The organism is Acinetobacter sp. YH12233, from assembly GCF_013417725.1.
In the GTDB taxonomy this organism is placed as follows: domain Bacteria; phylum Pseudomonadota; class Gammaproteobacteria; order Pseudomonadales; family Moraxellaceae; genus Acinetobacter.
The window spans coordinates 71,493-87,320 of the sequence record NZ_VPDK01000003.1; the positions used below are offsets into that span (position 1 = coordinate 71,493).

The 15,828-nt window shown below is 42.7% G+C and carries 15 protein-coding genes and 1 other RNA gene; 13 read left to right on the plus strand and 3 right to left on the minus strand.

The window, feature by feature from the left end; translation table 11 throughout:
• Positions 1-81 precede the first annotated feature (81 nt).
• From rimO to lpxA, 12 genes are all read left to right on the plus strand, one after another.
• Entirely contained in the window at positions 82-1,425 is a 1,344-nt protein-coding gene (gene rimO, locus FTV12_RS02510) for a 30S ribosomal protein S12 methylthiotransferase RimO (RefSeq protein WP_004786172.1), read from the plus strand.
• A gap of 45 nt (positions 1,426-1,470) precedes the next feature.
• A complete protein-coding gene (pyrH, locus tag FTV12_RS02515) occupies positions 1,471-2,199 on the plus strand; it encodes a UMP kinase (RefSeq protein ID WP_004786170.1) in 729 nt (242 codons plus the stop codon).
• Between the two features lie 79 nt (positions 2,200-2,278).
• Entirely contained in the window at positions 2,279-2,833 is a 555-nt protein-coding gene (gene frr / locus FTV12_RS02520) for a ribosome recycling factor (RefSeq protein ID WP_005235283.1), read from the plus strand.
• Between the two features lie 7 nt (positions 2,834-2,840).
• On the plus strand, positions 2,841-3,593 hold the full coding sequence (gene uppS, locus FTV12_RS02525) for a polyprenyl diphosphate synthase (protein WP_179992307.1): 753 nt from the start codon (positions 2,841-2,843) through the stop codon (positions 3,591-3,593).
• A gap of 5 nt (positions 3,594-3,598) precedes the next feature.
• Complete coding sequence (locus FTV12_RS02530) at positions 3,599-4,423, plus strand: phosphatidate cytidylyltransferase (RefSeq protein WP_179992308.1); 825 nt, start codon at positions 3,599-3,601, stop codon at positions 4,421-4,423.
• Positions 4,424-5,620, plus strand: a complete 1,197-nt coding sequence (ispC, locus tag FTV12_RS02535) for a 1-deoxy-D-xylulose-5-phosphate reductoisomerase (RefSeq protein WP_179992309.1) — start codon at positions 4,424-4,426, stop codon at positions 5,618-5,620.
• A 3-nt stretch (positions 5,621-5,623) separates the two neighbouring features.
• Positions 5,624-6,979 carry an RIP metalloprotease RseP gene (gene rseP / locus FTV12_RS02540; protein ID WP_179992310.1) on the plus strand — a complete coding sequence of 452 codons (1,356 nt, stop codon included), beginning with the start codon at positions 5,624-5,626 and terminating at the stop codon, positions 6,977-6,979.
• An 83-nt stretch (positions 6,980-7,062) separates the two neighbouring features.
• Complete coding sequence (gene bamA, locus FTV12_RS02545) at positions 7,063-9,522, plus strand: outer membrane protein assembly factor BamA (RefSeq protein WP_373687219.1); 2,460 nt, start codon at positions 7,063-7,065, stop codon at positions 9,520-9,522.
• An 80-nt stretch (positions 9,523-9,602) separates the two neighbouring features.
• On the plus strand, positions 9,603-10,094 hold the full coding sequence (locus FTV12_RS02550) for an OmpH family outer membrane protein (protein ID WP_213064459.1): 492 nt from the start codon (positions 9,603-9,605) through the stop codon (positions 10,092-10,094).
• Between the two features lie 3 nt (positions 10,095-10,097).
• Positions 10,098-11,168: a UDP-3-O-(3-hydroxymyristoyl)glucosamine N-acyltransferase gene (gene lpxD, locus FTV12_RS02555; RefSeq protein WP_179992312.1), complete on the plus strand. Its 1,071-nt coding sequence runs from the start codon at positions 10,098-10,100 to the stop codon at positions 11,166-11,168.
• Positions 11,169-11,173: 5 nt separating this feature from the next.
• Positions 11,174-11,659: a 3-hydroxyacyl-ACP dehydratase FabZ gene (gene fabZ, locus FTV12_RS02560; RefSeq protein ID WP_171064833.1), complete on the plus strand. Its 486-nt coding sequence runs from the start codon at positions 11,174-11,176 to the stop codon at positions 11,657-11,659.
• The gene (gene lpxA, locus FTV12_RS02565; RefSeq protein WP_004786156.1) at positions 11,656-12,444 is read left to right on the plus strand and encodes an acyl-ACP--UDP-N-acetylglucosamine O-acyltransferase; all 789 of its coding nucleotides are present in this window, start codon (positions 11,656-11,658) and stop codon (positions 12,442-12,444) included. The genes fabZ and lpxA overlap by 4 nt, the downstream gene beginning before the upstream one ends.
• A gap of 66 nt (positions 12,445-12,510) precedes the next feature.
• Here lpxA and FTV12_RS02570 read toward each other — a convergent pair whose 3' ends face one another.
• Positions 12,511-13,314, minus strand: a complete 804-nt coding sequence (locus tag FTV12_RS02570; protein WP_179992313.1) for a YbgF trimerization domain-containing protein — start codon at positions 13,312-13,314, stop codon at positions 12,511-12,513.
• Between the two features lie 295 nt (positions 13,315-13,609).
• On the opposite strand from FTV12_RS02570, the gene ffs reads away from it, so the two are divergent.
• Positions 13,610-13,706, plus strand: an RNA gene (gene ffs / locus FTV12_RS02575) — signal recognition particle sRNA small type.
• Positions 13,707-14,013: 307 nt separating this feature from the next.
• Here the strand turns inward: ffs and FTV12_RS02580 are convergent.
• The gene (locus FTV12_RS02580; protein WP_179992314.1) at positions 14,014-14,628 is read right to left on the minus strand and encodes a regulatory protein RecX; all 615 of its coding nucleotides are present in this window, start codon (positions 14,626-14,628) and stop codon (positions 14,014-14,016) included.
• Between the two features lie 75 nt (positions 14,629-14,703).
• Positions 14,704-15,747 (minus strand): recombinase RecA, encoded by a 1,044-nt coding sequence (recA, locus tag FTV12_RS02585; RefSeq protein WP_004786150.1) that lies wholly within the window; start codon positions 15,745-15,747, stop codon positions 14,704-14,706.
• Positions 15,748-15,828: the final 81 nt, after the last annotated feature.

Below are 15,828 nucleotides of genomic sequence, written 5' to 3' on the forward strand. Positions count from 1 at the left end.
TGATGCAAAGAGTGGCCATTTCAACTATTTTTATGATGCGAAAAGACATACAATACGCGCATTCTAGTGGAGCGCAGATTCATGAAGTCCCCCAAAGTCGGTTTTGTATCTTTAGGTTGTCCTAAGGCATTGGTAGATTCTGAACGAATTTTAACTCAGTTAAAGACTGAAGGTTATGATGTCGCATCGGATTATGACGGTGCTGATTTAGTAGTAGTAAATACCTGTGGTTTTATTGAATCTGCAGTACAAGAGTCTTTAGATGCCATCGGTGAAGCGATGAGCGCGAATGGTCGTGTCATCGTAACAGGTTGTCTAGGAAAAGACGAAGATAAAATTCGCCAAATGCACCCGAATGTCCTAAAAGTGACAGGTGCAGCAGCATATGAAGAAGTGATGGATGCGGTACATGAGTATGTTCCTGAACCGCCAAAACACAATCCATTTATTGATCTGGTGCCTGAGCAGGGTATCCGTTTAACCCCTAAACATTATGCATACCTGAAAATATCAGAAGGCTGTAACCACCGTTGTACCTTCTGCATCATTCCAAGCATGCGTGGTGATCTGGTTTCCCGTCCAGTCGGTTCTGTGCTTGAAGAAGCTGCAGCACTGAAACGTTCAGGTGTCAAAGAAGTACTCGTGATCTCCCAAGATACTTCTGCTTATGGCGTTGACACCAAATACAAACTGGATTTCTGGAACGGCCAGCCAGTTAAAACTAAATTCTATGACATGTGTGAAGCATTGGGTCAATTGGGCATCTGGGTGCGTCTGCACTATGTTTATCCATATCCACACGTAGATGCCGTAATCGATTTGATGGCGCAAGGCAAAATCCTGCCTTATCTGGATATTCCATTCCAGCATGCCAGCCCAAGAATCCTGAAGCTGATGAAACGACCTGCTCACAGTGAAAATACACTGGAGCGTTTAAAAGTTTGGCGTGAGAAATGTCCTGACCTAGTCATCCGTTCTACATTTGTGGTGGGTTTCCCGGGCGAAACGGAAGAAGATTTCCAGATGCTTCTGGACTGGCTGAAAGAAGCACAACTGGATCGCGTGGGCTGTTTTACTTATTCACCAGTTGAAGGTGCGACAGCGAACGATCTTCCAGATCATGTGCCTGAAGAGATCAAGCAAGAACGTTATGAACGTTTCATGCAGGTTCAGCAGGAAATTTCAGCAGCGAAGCTACAAAAACGTATTGGCCAGAAAATGACGGTGCTAGTCGATGACCTGGAAGAAGAATTCCCGGTTGCTGTAGCACGCTCATATGCGGATGCGCCTGAAATTGATGGTAATGTTTTTGTTGAAGATATCGACAAAAGTGTGATTAAGGCAGGGGATTTGCTTGAAGTCGAAATCACTGATGCAGATGAATATGATTTATTTGCCAAGCTGATCTCAATCAAGTCTGCTTAAGATTTTGAATTAAAAGAATTTATATTAAATAATTTGGAGTTTGAGATGTTGGATTCTAAAAAGCCACGATTTGGTCGCATCCTGCTAAAGCTATCTGGTGAAGCACTGGCAGGAAACAAGGACATGGGTATCGATGCACAAGTGCTCGATCAGATGTCACTTTCTATTGCGCATCTCGTGGGTTTGGGTGTACAAGTCGGTATCGTAGTTGGCGGTGGTAACCTGTACCGTGGTAGCCAGTTGCAAAAAGACGGTCTTGTTGGTCGTGTAACCGGTGACCAGATGGGTATGCTGGCAACTGTCATGAACGGTCTGGCATTACGCGATGCTTTGGTGCGCCGTAATATCAAAACCCGTTTGATGTCTGCATTGCCGATTGGTGCAGTGGTTGAATCTTATTCTAGTCGCGATGCCATCCGTCATCTGACTCAAGGTGAAGTGTGCGTATTTGTTGCGGGTACAGGTAATCCGTTCTTTACTACGGATACAGCAGCTTGTTTGCGTGGTATCGAGATTGAATCTGACCTGATCCTGAAAGCTACTAAGGTGGATGGGGTTTACAATAAAGATCCAAGCAAATACGAAGATGCCGTGAAATACGATACTTTGACATTTGATCAGGTGCTGGACGAGAAGTTGGGCGTCATGGATTTAACCGCGATCTGCTTATGTCGTGACCACAATGTGCCACTTCAAGTATTTGACATGAACAAATCTGGCGCATTGCTTTCAGTGGTGATGGGTGAAAAAGAAGGAACTCACGTCACCAATTAATGACGTGAGCTACAAAGCCCTTTATACTACCTCCTAATTTAGTAAATACATCTTTTAAGAATTAAGTAAGGAAGATCATATGATTAACGATCTTAAAAAAGACGCAGAAGAGCGTATGAACAAGTCTCTTGACTCGTTAGAACATGGTTTCGCAAAAGTTCGTACCGGACGTGCGCATCCATCGATTTTGAACGGTGTCATGGTTCCTTACTACGGCTCTGATGTGCCATTGAACCAGGTTGCCAACGTAGGCGTGGAAGATTCACGTACATTGCTGGTTCAACCGTTTGAACGTTCAATGGTTGCTGCAATTGATAAGGCGATCCGTGAGTCTGATCTTGGCTTGAACCCGATTACTGCTGACGCGATCCGTGTACCAATGGCAGCGTTGACTGAAGAAACTCGTCGTGACATGCAGAAAGTTGCACGTAACGAAGCTGAAAATGCCAAAGTTGCGATCCGTAACATCCGTCGTGATGTTTTAGGTGACATCAAAGCATTGTTGAAAGAAAAAGAAATTTCTGAAGATGATGAACGTCGTGCATCTGACGAAATTCAGAAAATCACAGACAAATTTGTTGCTGAAGTAGACAAACGCTTGGCTGCGAAAGAAGCTGAATTGATGAAGGTCTAATTCATCAATGACCGCTTCTGAAGAAAATTCCCGTCTTCCAAAACATGTTGCCATCATCATGGATGGCAACAATCGTTTTGCCAAAAAAAATCAGATGCAGAAAGGCGATGGACACCGTGAAGGAAAAACGGTTCTAGACCCGATTGTTGAACATTGTAGAAAAAGAAATATCCAGGCTTTAACGGTCTTTGCATTCTCCAGCGAAAACTGGAACCGTCCCCAATATGAGGTCGACTTGCTCATGAAGTTGTTGGAAGACACGATTCATGAACAGTTGCCACGTATGCAAAAATTTAATATTGCTTTACGTTTTATTGGTGATCGGTCGCGTTTATCTCCTGAACTGCAAGCATTGATGTTGCAAGCAGAACAAAGGACTGCTAATTTCGATAGTATGACGCTTACTATTGCAATCAGCTATGGTGGAATGTGGGACATGGCACAAGCTGCAAAGCAGATTGCTGCGGATGTTTTAACAAATAAATTAGATCTTGAAGCAATTGATACTGATGTGTTCGGTCAATATGTCAGTTTGAGTGACTTGCCGCCTGTTGATCTGCTGATTCGTACCGGTGGAGATTTCCGCCTGTCCAATTTCCTGCTCTGGCAGGCAGCATATGCAGAGCTGTATTTTACTGAGACCTTATGGCCAGAATTTACCGTAGAGGAATTCGATGACGCACTTGCTGTATTTGGCGGGCGCGAACGTCGTTTCGGTAAAACATCAGAGCAGATTCTTCAAGAAAGACTTGAGAATTAATACACATGTTTGAGCGGATTATAACCGCATTGGTGCTGGTTGCAGTCGTACTGAGCTGTATGTTTGCGACCAAATCACAATATCCAATGTTCGCATTGATGGTTGTGGCTGCCGGGGTGGCAGGCTATGAGTGGTTTAAACTCATGCCGCGAAAATGTAAAAATGTAATCAAGCCAGTGGCGTGGGGCTATGGTCTACTGACTGCAGCCTTATCTGCACTGGCTTTATACTATTGGGATGTGGCCTTATTATTGTGGTCAGCATCTATCCTGACCTGGTTGCTGAGTATTTACTGGGTTAAAACCTATCCTGATTATGATGGCTGGTACAATGTCAGCTTGCATGGCATCGGGATTGTGCTGGTTTCTGCTGCTGTTACAGCAATCTTCTCGGTTTGGCTAAACTCTCCATGGTGGTTAATGTACCTGTTCCTGCTGGTTTGGGGTGCAGACAGTGGCGCTTACTTTGTTGGACGCAAATTCGGCAAGAAAAAACTCGCACCAAATGTCAGCCCAAACAAGTCGCTAGAAGGTCTATACGGCGGTATTCTTACCTCCATGCTCATCGTGGTTGTCGTCGCTTCACTTTATCTGGATATGACCTGGCCAGAGCTATGTCTGTTCCTGATCCTTTCTGTTATTACTGTGTTTAGTTCAGTGCTAGGTGACCTGTTTGAATCCATGATTAAGCGTCGTGCTGGAATCAAGGATTCGGGCCGTATTTTGCCGGGTCATGGTGGTGTACTAGATCGTATTGATTCTTTGCTTGCTGCAGCTCCTATCTTTGCAACAGGCATATATGTTTTAAAACTTATTGGCGTAGATTTATAAATGTCACAAGCTGTTTGTATACTGGGTGCTACAGGTTCAATTGGTCAAAGTACTTTAAAAATTTTGCAGCAACATCCTGAAGCTTACTCGGTTTTCGCTGTGACAGCGCAAAGTCGTATTACTGAGCTGGCGGAAATCTGTCGGCAGTACCGTCCTAAAGTGGCTGTAGTGCCTGCAAATAAGGTCGATGAGCTTTCTCAGTTGCTACAAGTGCAGGGCTTATCAGATATCGAAATTCTTCAGGATGAAGCGGGCTTAATTTCAGTCGCAGAGCATGCTGATGTTGATATTGTGATGGCAGCAATAGTCGGGGCGGCAGGCCTGCTTCCTACATTGGCTGCAGTCAAAGCGGGTAAGCGTGTCCTGTTGGCCAATAAAGAAGCCTTGGTCATGTCCGGCGACATCATGATGCAAGCCGCGCGAGATTATGGTGCATTATTATTGCCTGTCGACTCTGAACATAATGCAATTTTCCAGTGCCTGCCTCAAAACTACTTTGATGCCGAACGTAATGGTCAACCTAAGCTCGGTGTTCATCAGATTTTACTGACTGCTTCTGGCGGTCCATTCCTGAACCATTCGCTTGAACAATTGCATGATGTGACACCTGCTCAAGCCTGCAAACATCCTAACTGGTCAATGGGGCAAAAGATTTCCGTAGATTCCGCTACTTTAATGAATAAGGGACTGGAACTTATCGAAGCGTGTCATTTGTTTGCAGTTCAAGAACAATTTGTTACAGTTGTTGTGCATCCACAGAGTATTATTCATTCCATGGTGCAATATGTGGACGGGTCAACATTGGCACAAATGGGCAACCCGGATATGGGCACGCCAATTGCACATGCTTTGGCATGGCCACAACGGATCAGTACCCATATCCCGGCTCTGGATTTGGTTAAGCATTCACAACTGAATTTCCAGGAACCGGATGTGGTTCGTTTTCCGGCACTGAAATTAGCGCGTCAAGCCATGAAGAGTGGTGGAATTGCGCCTACAATTTTGAATGCGGCCAATGAAATTGCAGTTGCTGCATTTTTAAATCAGCAAATCAGATTTACCCAAATTCCTCAGGTGGTTGAAACTGTCCTGAACCAGATGGACAATCAACCAGCACACGATCTGGATACTATCCTGCATGCAGATCACACAGCACGAGGTTTATCACAGCAATATGTTGTGAATAAAGGAAGTTAAGACATGAACGCCTTGTTTATTATTGCAGCCGCAATCCTATTACTCGGTCCCTTAATTGCGATTCACGAGTTTGGTCACTACATTGTGGCACGTAAACTGGGCGTTAAAGTACTGGTCTATTCCATTGGTTTTGGACCAACCCTTCTAAAGTGGACTTCCAAAAAATCCGGTATCCAATATCAGCTTTCAGCTTTGCCTTTGGGTGGTTATGTCAAAATGCTGGACGAGCGTGAAGGCAGTGTGGCAGAAGAAGACTTGCCTAAAGCCTTTAACCGTCAGCATCCCTGGAAACGTATTGCCATCGTTGCTGCGGGTCCTCTCATTAACCTGCTTTTAGCTGTTGTCCTGTTTTGGGTACTTTTTTTACCTGCACAGGAACAGCTGAATACTCGTGTAGGTAAGGTTTTACCAAACACACCTGCAGCCGAGGTACAGATGCAGCCGGGCGACAAGATTGTTGCTGTAGATGGTACACAAGTCGAAACTTGGGAAAAACTGAGTTATGCCTTGGTGGATCGTGTGGGTGAAACTGGTGTGGTCTCGATTCAGGCAGACCGTGCGGGTGAAAACAAGATATTCCAGTTACCAATTCAAGACTTTCTTAAAGATCAAAGTCAGTCACCCCTTGATACATTAGGTTTCTTGCCATATCGTCCGGAAATTCCGGCTGTGGTGAGCAAACTGAGTGAAGATGGTGCAGCCATTCGTCAGGGTCTTAAAGAAGGTGACAAGATTCTGGCGATTGATGGTGTACAGATGAAAGACTGGTTCGATGTGGTACAAGTGGTACAGGCATCACCAGAAAAATTACTTAAGATAGATGTATTACGTGGTAATCAGGTCGTGCATCTTCAGGTCATGCCGCAAGGCAAACGTGACAATATGGGGAATGTAACCGGTATGCTCGGAGTTCAAAGCGATCCGGGCAAGGTGACAATTCCTGCTGAATATAAACAGACGATTCACTATACGCCTGTTGAGGCGATGGTGATGGCCTTTGACAAGACAGCACATCTGTCTTCAATGATTCTGAACTCGATCGTCAAAATGGTACGTGGTCTGATTGGTCTGGATAATCTTTCTGGCCCGATTACCATTGCCAAAGTGGCAGGACAAAGCGCGGAAATGGGTTGGGAAACTTTTATTTCCTTTATGGCGCTAATGAGTGTAAGTTTAGGGATATTAAACTTATTGCCAATCCCAATGCTTGATGGCGGACACCTGGTTTATTATTTTATCGAATTAATTCGTGGTAAACCTGTTTCTGAACAAATACAATTGATTGGATTAAAAATTGGTATGGTACTGCTCGGCAGTATGATGCTTTTGGCATTATTTAATGACTTTATGCGTTTATAATAACGTAAATGGAATAATTAACAGCGGAAAAGACTGGCATGCAGCACACACATTTATTTATGCCTTTGGCACTCGTTAGTGCAATGGCAGTAGCACAACAAGTATATGCGGCAGAAGACTTCATTGTACAAGATATAAAATTTGATGGATTGGTACGTTTAACTCCAGAAAATGTGTACGGCTTGGTGCCAATCAACAGTGGTGACCGGGTGAATGATCCGATTATTGCCAATGCGATTCGTAGTTTGTATGCATCTGGACTATTTGATGACATTAAAGCCGTTCAACAGGGCAATACTTTGGTATTCCAGGTCGTAGAACGTCCGGTAATTTCGAAAATTGAGTTGAAAGGCAATAAGCTGATTCCAAAGGAAGCACTGGAAGAAGGCCTGAAAAAAATGGGTCTGGCTGAAGGTGAGGTGCTGAAGAAATCTGCACTGCAAACAGTCGAAACCGAGCTGGAACAGCAATATATGCAGCAAGGTCGTTATGATGCCGATATTACGGTAACAACGACACCGCGACCAAATAACCGCGTTGAAGTGCTGATTGATTTTGTTGAAGGTAAAGCCGCTAAAGTTTTTGATATCAATATTATCGGTAATACTGTTTTTAAAGAATCAGATATCAAACAGGCATTCGCTGTTAAAGAAAGTGGCTGGAGCTCGGTCATTTCGCGTAATGACCGTTATGCACGTGAAAAAATGGCTGCGAGCCTGGAAGCTTTACGTGCGATGTATCTGAACCGTGGTTACATCAACTTCAATATTACCAATTCAAGTCTGAACCTGAGTGAAGATAAAAAGAATGTCTTTATTGAAGTTTCAGTGAATGAAGGCGAACAGTTTAAGTTTGGACAAACCAAATTCCTGGGCGATGCGCTTTATAAACCTGAAGAGCTACAAGCTTTGCAGTTGTATAAAGAAGGTGATACCTACTCTCAGGAACGAGTGAATGCGGTCAAGCAGCTATTGCTACGTAAATATGGTAATGCTGGTTATTACTATGCTGAAGTAAATGTTGTACCTCAAATCAATAACGAAACTAAACAGGTTGACCTGAACTACTATATTAATCCGGGTCAGCAAGTGACTGTACGTCGGATCAACTTCACAGGTAACTCTAAAACTGCCGATGAAGTATTGCGTCGTGAAATGCGCCAGATGGAAAGTGCGCTGGCAAGCAATGAGAAGATTGACCTGTCTAAAGTGCGTTTAGAACGTACTGGTTTCTTTAAAACAGTCGATATCAAACCTGTTCGTATTCCAGGATCACCGGATCAAATTGATTTGAATGTGGCAGTTGAAGAACAGCATTCAGGTACAAGTACTCTAGCTGTTGGTTTCTCTCAAAGTGGTGGTGTAACGTTCCAGGCTGGATTAAGTCAGACTAACTTCCTGGGTACAGGGAACAGCGTTTCGATTGATCTGTCACGTTCTGAAACTCAAGATTATTATAACTTGAGTGTAATGGACCCGTACTTCACGATTGATGGTGTACGTCGCGGTTATAATCTTTACTACCGTAAAACAAAGCTGGATGATGACTATAACGTAAATAACTATGTTACAGACAGCTTGGGTGGTGGTATTAACTTTGGTTATCCAATTGATGAGAACCAGAGTGTAAGCCTGGGTCTGAATATAGACCAGACTGAAGTGACCACAGGGCCATATGTATCTACATATGTGGCTGACTATTTGGAACGTAATGGTGGTAAAGAAACCAAGCGTGGTGACTTCTGTCCAAGTCAGGTTGAATCTGCAACAGGCAACTGTGTAGATGCAAATGGTGCTCCACTTGATACTATTTCATATGGTCAAGAGTTTAAAGGCGATTTCTTGACCTATAACCTGAATCTGGGCTGGTCTTATAATACCTTGAACCGTCCAATGTTCCCGACTACAGGTATGTCACATCGTGTCAATGCAGAAATTGCCTTGCCAGGTAGTGATGTGGAATATCAAAAGCTCACCTATGACGCACAGGCTTTCTTCCCATTAGGCAAAGACTTTGTTCTGCGTGGTTATGGCCGTTTAGGCTATGGTAATGATCTGCCTTTCTATAAGAACTTCTATGCCGGTGGTTATGGTTCGGTACGTGGTTATGAAAACAGTACCTTAGGTCCTAAATATCCAGGCGTATATTTCTCTGACATCGGCCGAACTGATCCATCCCCAGAAGAAGTGGGCGGTAATGCTTTAGTTCAGTTTGGTACTGAGTTAGTTCTGCCTGTTCCATTTAAGGGAGATTGGGCGCGTCAGGTTCGTCCGGTACTTTTTGCTGAAGGTGCTCAAGTATTTGATACTCAGTGTGATGTATCTAATGATAATATTTTCGTGAATGGCAGCTCGATTAGTGGTAAACAGTACTGTAAAGATAACTTTGGTTTCGATGCAGGCAATATGCGTTATAGCGTAGGTGCTGGTTTCACCTGGATTACCATGATTGGTCCATTATCACTGAGCTATGCATACCCGTTGAATGATAAAGACGGTGATGAAACTCAAAATGTTCAGTTTGAAATTGGACGTACTTTCTAAGAAAACTTTGATCTTAAATATAAATTTTGCTCATGAAGCCATCAGGTTTTGTGAGCAAAATTTTTTGAATGGGTAAAAACATGAAAAAAATGATGATGGCAATGGGTATTGCTTTAGCGGGATTAACTTCATTGTCACATGCGGATGATTACGGAATTGTTGATCTGGAAAAAGTGGTACAAAACAGTACCTATTTAAAGCAGCAAAATGCCACTCTGGAAAATGAAATCAAGCCGCAAACCGCACAGATTGCACAGTTTCAAAAAGACCTTGCTGCAATCAAGCAAAAAGGTCAGGCTGCAAAAACACCAGCAGAACGTGAAAAAATAGCCAAAGAATTTGAAGGCAAAGCGACTCAACTGGCAGGGGTGCAGCAACAGGTACAGGCAACCGTGCAAACGCGTATGCAAAGTGTAAATAAGGCTTTTGAAGGAAATTTGAAGCGTGCTGCTGAACAATTACGCCAAGAAAACAAGCTAGATGTGGTTTTAAATAAAAATTCCGTACTTGCTTATGACGCGAAGTATGATTTAACTGATAAAATGATTCAAAAGGTTAATGCAATTAAATAATCGATGAATCATCAAAAACTTCAGTTAGCTGACCTCGCTCGTCTTGTCCAAGGTGAGTATGTAGGTCAGGCAGATTTATGTTTGAGAGGTTTGGCAAGTCTTGAAAATGCAACCTCTCATGACCTTGCATTTGTCAATGCAGATAAATATCTGGAACAGGCAACTCAGAGTAAGGCGGGCGCTTTAATTGTGACTGCTGAATTAAAAGAGCAGCTAACTTCCCAGCAGAACTTCATTGTCGTAGCCAATCCTTATCTGGCTTTTGCAATTCTGACTCACGTTTTTGAGAAAAAACATACGATTCAGGGAATTGAAAGTACCGCACAAATTCATCCATCTGCCATCATTGCTGACAGTGCCTATATTGGCCACTATGCCGTTATTGGTGAGAATTGTGTGGTGGGTGAAAATACGATTATCCAGTCACACGTTCAGATCGATGACCAGGTTGAAATTGGTCGGGACTGTTTTATTGATGCACATGTGACTTTAACAGGTGCTACAAAAATCGGTAATCGTGTTCGGATCCATGCCAATACCGTAATTGGTAGTGAAGGTTTTGGGTTTGCACCTTATCAAGGGAAATGGCATCGAATTGTCCAGTTGGGTTCAGTCCGTATTGCAGATGATGTCCGGATCGGCTCAAACTGTAGTATTGACCGGGGTGCACTGGATGACACAATTCTGGAACAAGGTGTCATTATTGATAATCTTGTGCAAATCGCCCATAACGTCAAGATTGGTGAAAACACTGCGATCGCAGCCAAATGCGGGATTGCCGGTAGTACCACAATTGGCAAAAACTGTATTCTCGCAGGGGCCTGTGGGGTAGCAGGACACCTACATATCACCGATAATGTGACCTTGACAGGAATGTCAATGGTGACAAATAACATTACTGAAGAAGGTACTTATTCTTCAGGCATGGGATTGTTGCCAAATCAGCAATGGAAACGCACAGTGGTTCGCTTAAGACAATTAGCAGATGTGCCATTGACCCAGTTGGTGAAACGATTGGATCATATGCAATCTCAAATTGAGTCCATTGAATCAACATTTAAGTTGCGTAAATAATTATGATGACAGAGTCGAATTTGCCTACATTCACGAAGCCTGAATTGCCAATGAATATTCAAAAGATTCGTGAATATTTGCCCCATCGCTATCCATTTCTGCTGGTTGATCGCGTTGTCGATATTACCGAAAATGGCATTGTTGGTTATAAGAACGTCTCAATTAATGAAGAGTTTCTACAGGGGCATTTTCCGAACTATCCAATCATGCCAGGTGTATTGATCGTAGAGGCATTAGCACAGATCTCAGGTATTCTTGGTTTTGTCATGAATAATGAAACTCCAAAAGAAGGTTCATTATTCCTTTTTGCTGGCGCTGAAAAGGTTCGATTTAAAAAACAAGTGGTTGCTGGCGACCAATTAGTACTTAAATCTGAATTAGTGATGCAAAAACGTGGCATTTATAAATATAATTGTATTGCCACAGTAGATGGCATTGTCGCAACAACCGCGGAAATTATGGTTTCCCATCTGAAAGTCGAGCAGGCATGAGCAATAATCCCCTAATTCATCCAACTGCCATCATTGACGCATCTGCAGTAATTGCTGCAGATGTACAGATTGGCCCTTACTGTATTATTGGGCCAAATGTCACGATTGGTGCTGGTACCAAACTGCATTCACATGTCGTGGTAGGTGGTTTCACACGTATTGGTGAACATAATGAAATTTTTCAGTTCGCCAGCGTCGGTGAAGTCTGCCAGGATCTGAAATATGCAGGTGAGGAAACCTGGCTGGAAATTGGTGATTATAACAAGATTCGTGAACACTGCAGTCTGCACCGCGGTACGGTTCAGGATAAAGGTATTACCAAGATTGGCAGTCATAACCTGTTAATGGTAAATACCCATATTGCACATGACTGTATGGTTGGTGATCATAATATTTTCGCAAATAATGTTGGTGTGGCGGGTCACGTACACGTAGGCGATTATGTCGTGATTGGTGGTAACTCAGGTATTCACCAGTTCTGTAAAATTGACTCTTACAGCATGATTGGGGGCGCTTCACTGATTCTGAAAGATGTTCCTGCCTATGTGATGGTATCGGGTAATCCGGCACATGCATTTGCCATGAATGTTGAAGGCATGCGTCGTAAAGGCTGGTCGAAAGACGTAATTAACGGTTTACGTGAGTCCTTTAAGTTGATTTACAAATCTGGTTTAACGACTCAGGAAGCTATTGAGAAAATCCGTAACGAGATTCTTCCAGAAGTTTCTGAAGCACAACGTCTGATTGATTCACTCGAACAATCCAAGCGTGGCATTGTGCGTTAAGTTATAGAAATGAAAGTAAAATTAAAAAAGACACCTTCGTGGTGTCTTTTTTATGGGACTTTTTATTTACTTCAAAAATTTAACTTCTTCAGCTTTCGGATAATTCTTGAGTAGTTTCGCTTTATATTGTGAAGCAAGAGTAGCGTTCTTTTCTACATCCTTACTAATATTATAAAGCTGATAAAGGGCAGTAGAGGCTTTTGCAGAATTCGGATAGCGGTCAACCACGATCAGATAATTCTTCTTTGCTTCATTAAAATTCGGTGGGTCAATGGACAGGTTAAACTCAGCTAACCAGAAGTGAGCATTGCTGATATAGACACTATTCGGATTATTCTTGATAAAATTCTGCATGGGTGCAATGGCTTTAGCTGCACCACCATTTTTATAGGCATCCAGTGCAATGGTATAAGCCGCTTTTTCCTGCTCACTCGGCTGTTGCGTTGTAGATGCCTGATTAGTGGCTACTGGAGCATTAGAGCTTAAACTGGGAGAAATATCCTGTTGGTTATCCTCCGCGGAGGTATCTTCAGCAGGTTCAATTTTTTGCTGCAATAGTTCCAGACGTTGATCCAGATCGGCATAGCGGTTGGTTAATTCGCTCTTTAATCTCTCGATCTCATTTTCTTGTTCTTCGATTTTTCCACGTAAACTGCGTAGATCATTTTCAAGCTGCTGGTTTTTTTGCATAAGCTGCCAGCTGGTATTGGTCTGAGGTGCATCTGCGCCTGTCGCAATGGCAGATTGAGTGCTGATATTATTTGATTGAGCACCTTGGCTGAGTCCACGTGATTCGATAGGAATCGCAGCAAAAAGAGAGGTTGTACAGAGTGCAGTGAGGGCACACAATACCTGTTTCTTAAACATCATATAAGTTCCATGATTCTTGGCGAGATTATGTATCCGCAGCTCATTTATTCTAAAAGAGATAACCCGTTTATAGCTTCACATTTAAAACGGCATTTTTAGAAATTGCAACAAGGTTTTACAAAGATCATGTGAATTTCGATATTCATGAATTAATTGTGAAGAATATTAAAAAATCAGCATCTTGGGGCATATTGTTTTTAAAATAATCAAACGGATAGCTTATGCCGAAAATTTGAAATACAGCCCTTGCAACTTCAATAAAAATCTCTATACTCTGTTCCTGTAATGGTAGCCCTGCCGGTTACTTCGCAATTGTACTCTATGAACCCCGCCAGGACCGGAAGGTAGCAACGGTAGTAGATCTATGATGTGCCGGAGCTTTGCTGGTAGGGTTGCCACCAGATTTATAATTATAAAATTTCTCTATTCTCTCTTTATTTTTCAATCTTAATCTTCATTGTTTTCCCTTTCTTTAATGTTTACTTTTAAATTTCTATCTAATGCCGCTTCCTTGGATACTTGAATTGTTTGGAACATTGAAATTCAATCATGAAAATAGATTATCTTAATTTGAGCTTTTGAAAGCTTTTTGTTGTTCGGGATTAATTGTAAATTAAGGGAAACTATTTAAGTTAAGCAGGATGGCAAAGAGGAAAATAAAAAAATAGCCTAAGCATATTTTTCACAAATACAAAAGAATTAATCTTCGGCTTTGCGGCTAATCGCTTTCATGATCGCATCCATTTCAAAACCACGATACATTAGAAAACGGATCTGTTTGGCTTTAAGTTTTGGGTCTTTCGTCACTTCTGGACCATATTTTCTAAGCTTCAGTTCATAAGCCTGTTGTACCCAGTCCGTTTCTTTTAGTTCTTCACTGATCAGGGCAGTATCAATTTTTTTGCTTTTCAGCTTCATTTTAATCTGATTGGGACCTTTGCCTTTACGCTTTTGGCTCGACAACATGATTTCAGCAACACGCTGGTCACTTTGATAGTTTTCTCTAGATAGCTCTTCAACCAAAGTGACCACATCATTACGATCTTCTGCATAAAGCGCCAGTTTTTCAATGAGTTCAGCCTTGGAGTATTCCTTGCGAGTCAGTACAGCAAAGGCGTAAGAACGCAAACGCGAGCCGGTTAGACCGGGTTTCTTTTGCTCTTTATCGGAGTTACCAAATAAGCTGTCTTCCGGATCAAATTCTGGCAAAGCCTGTGACTCAACAGGTGAAGAAGTGGCTGAATCTTCAGCATCACCAAACTGCTGTTTAATCGCGTCATAGTCCAAAAGTTTGCTGAATTTTGCGTCTGACATATTGATCTCGATAAAAATATCTATTCCATAATAACAAAAACGCCCCGTAGGGCGCTCTGCTATGACGTTCAAGGATTATGCATCCAGAAAGTCTGCTGGTTCTTCTTCGTCTTTATCTTCGACTACTTTGCCTGTAGTAAGCAGTTGCTCACGGATTAGTTTTTCAATAGTATCCGCCAGCTCTTTGTGTTCTTCAAGATAACGGATGGTATTGTTTTTACCTTGGCCAATCTTGTCGCCTTGATATGAATACCATGCACCCGCTTTTTGAACGATTTCTTGCTGTACTGCAAGGTCAATCAGTTCACCAAGATGGTTAACACCTTTGCCATACAGAATCTGGAACAGAGCTTCTCTGAATGGTGGCGCCATTTTGTTTTTCACAACTTTGACTTTGGTTTCAGAACCTACAATCTCGTCGCCTTCTTTCACCTGACCGATACGGCGGATATCCAGACGTACAGAAGCGTAGAATTTCAGTGCATTACCACCAGTAGTTGTTTCTGGGCTACCGAACATTACACCAATCTTCATACGGATCTGGTTAATGAAAATCACCATACAGTTTGAACGCTTGGCATTACCGGTAATTTTACGCAGTGCCTGGCTCATCAAACGTGCTTGCAGACCCATATGTGAGTCACCCATTTCGCCTTCAATCTCGGCGCGAGGCGTCAATGCAGCAACAGAGTCGACTACAATCAGGTCAATTGCGCCAGAACGTACCAGCATGTCAGCGATTTCAAGTGCCTGTTCACCGTTGTCTGGCTGAGAAACCAGCAGGTTATCAATATCTACACCGAGTTTACGGGCATATTGAGGATCAAGCGCGTGCTCGGCATCGATGAATGCACATGTACCGCCAGCTTTTTGACATTCAGCAATCGCTTGCAATGTCATTGTGGTCTTACCTGAAGATTCAGGACCATAAATCTCGATAATACGGCCTTTCGGTAAACCACCAATACCCAGTGCGATATCAAGCGTTAAAGAACCTGTAGATACAGCTTCAACTGCTTGCACGGTATTGTCACCAAGACGCATCACTGTGTTTTTACCAAACTGTTTTTCAATCTGGCTTAAGGCAGCATTGAGCGCCTTGTTTTTATTCTCATCCATCTTACAACCTCAATACGATGTCACAAACTTAGTACTCAAGTGGATGTCTTACATTAGAGCTTCGTTCCACAGGAATATAGT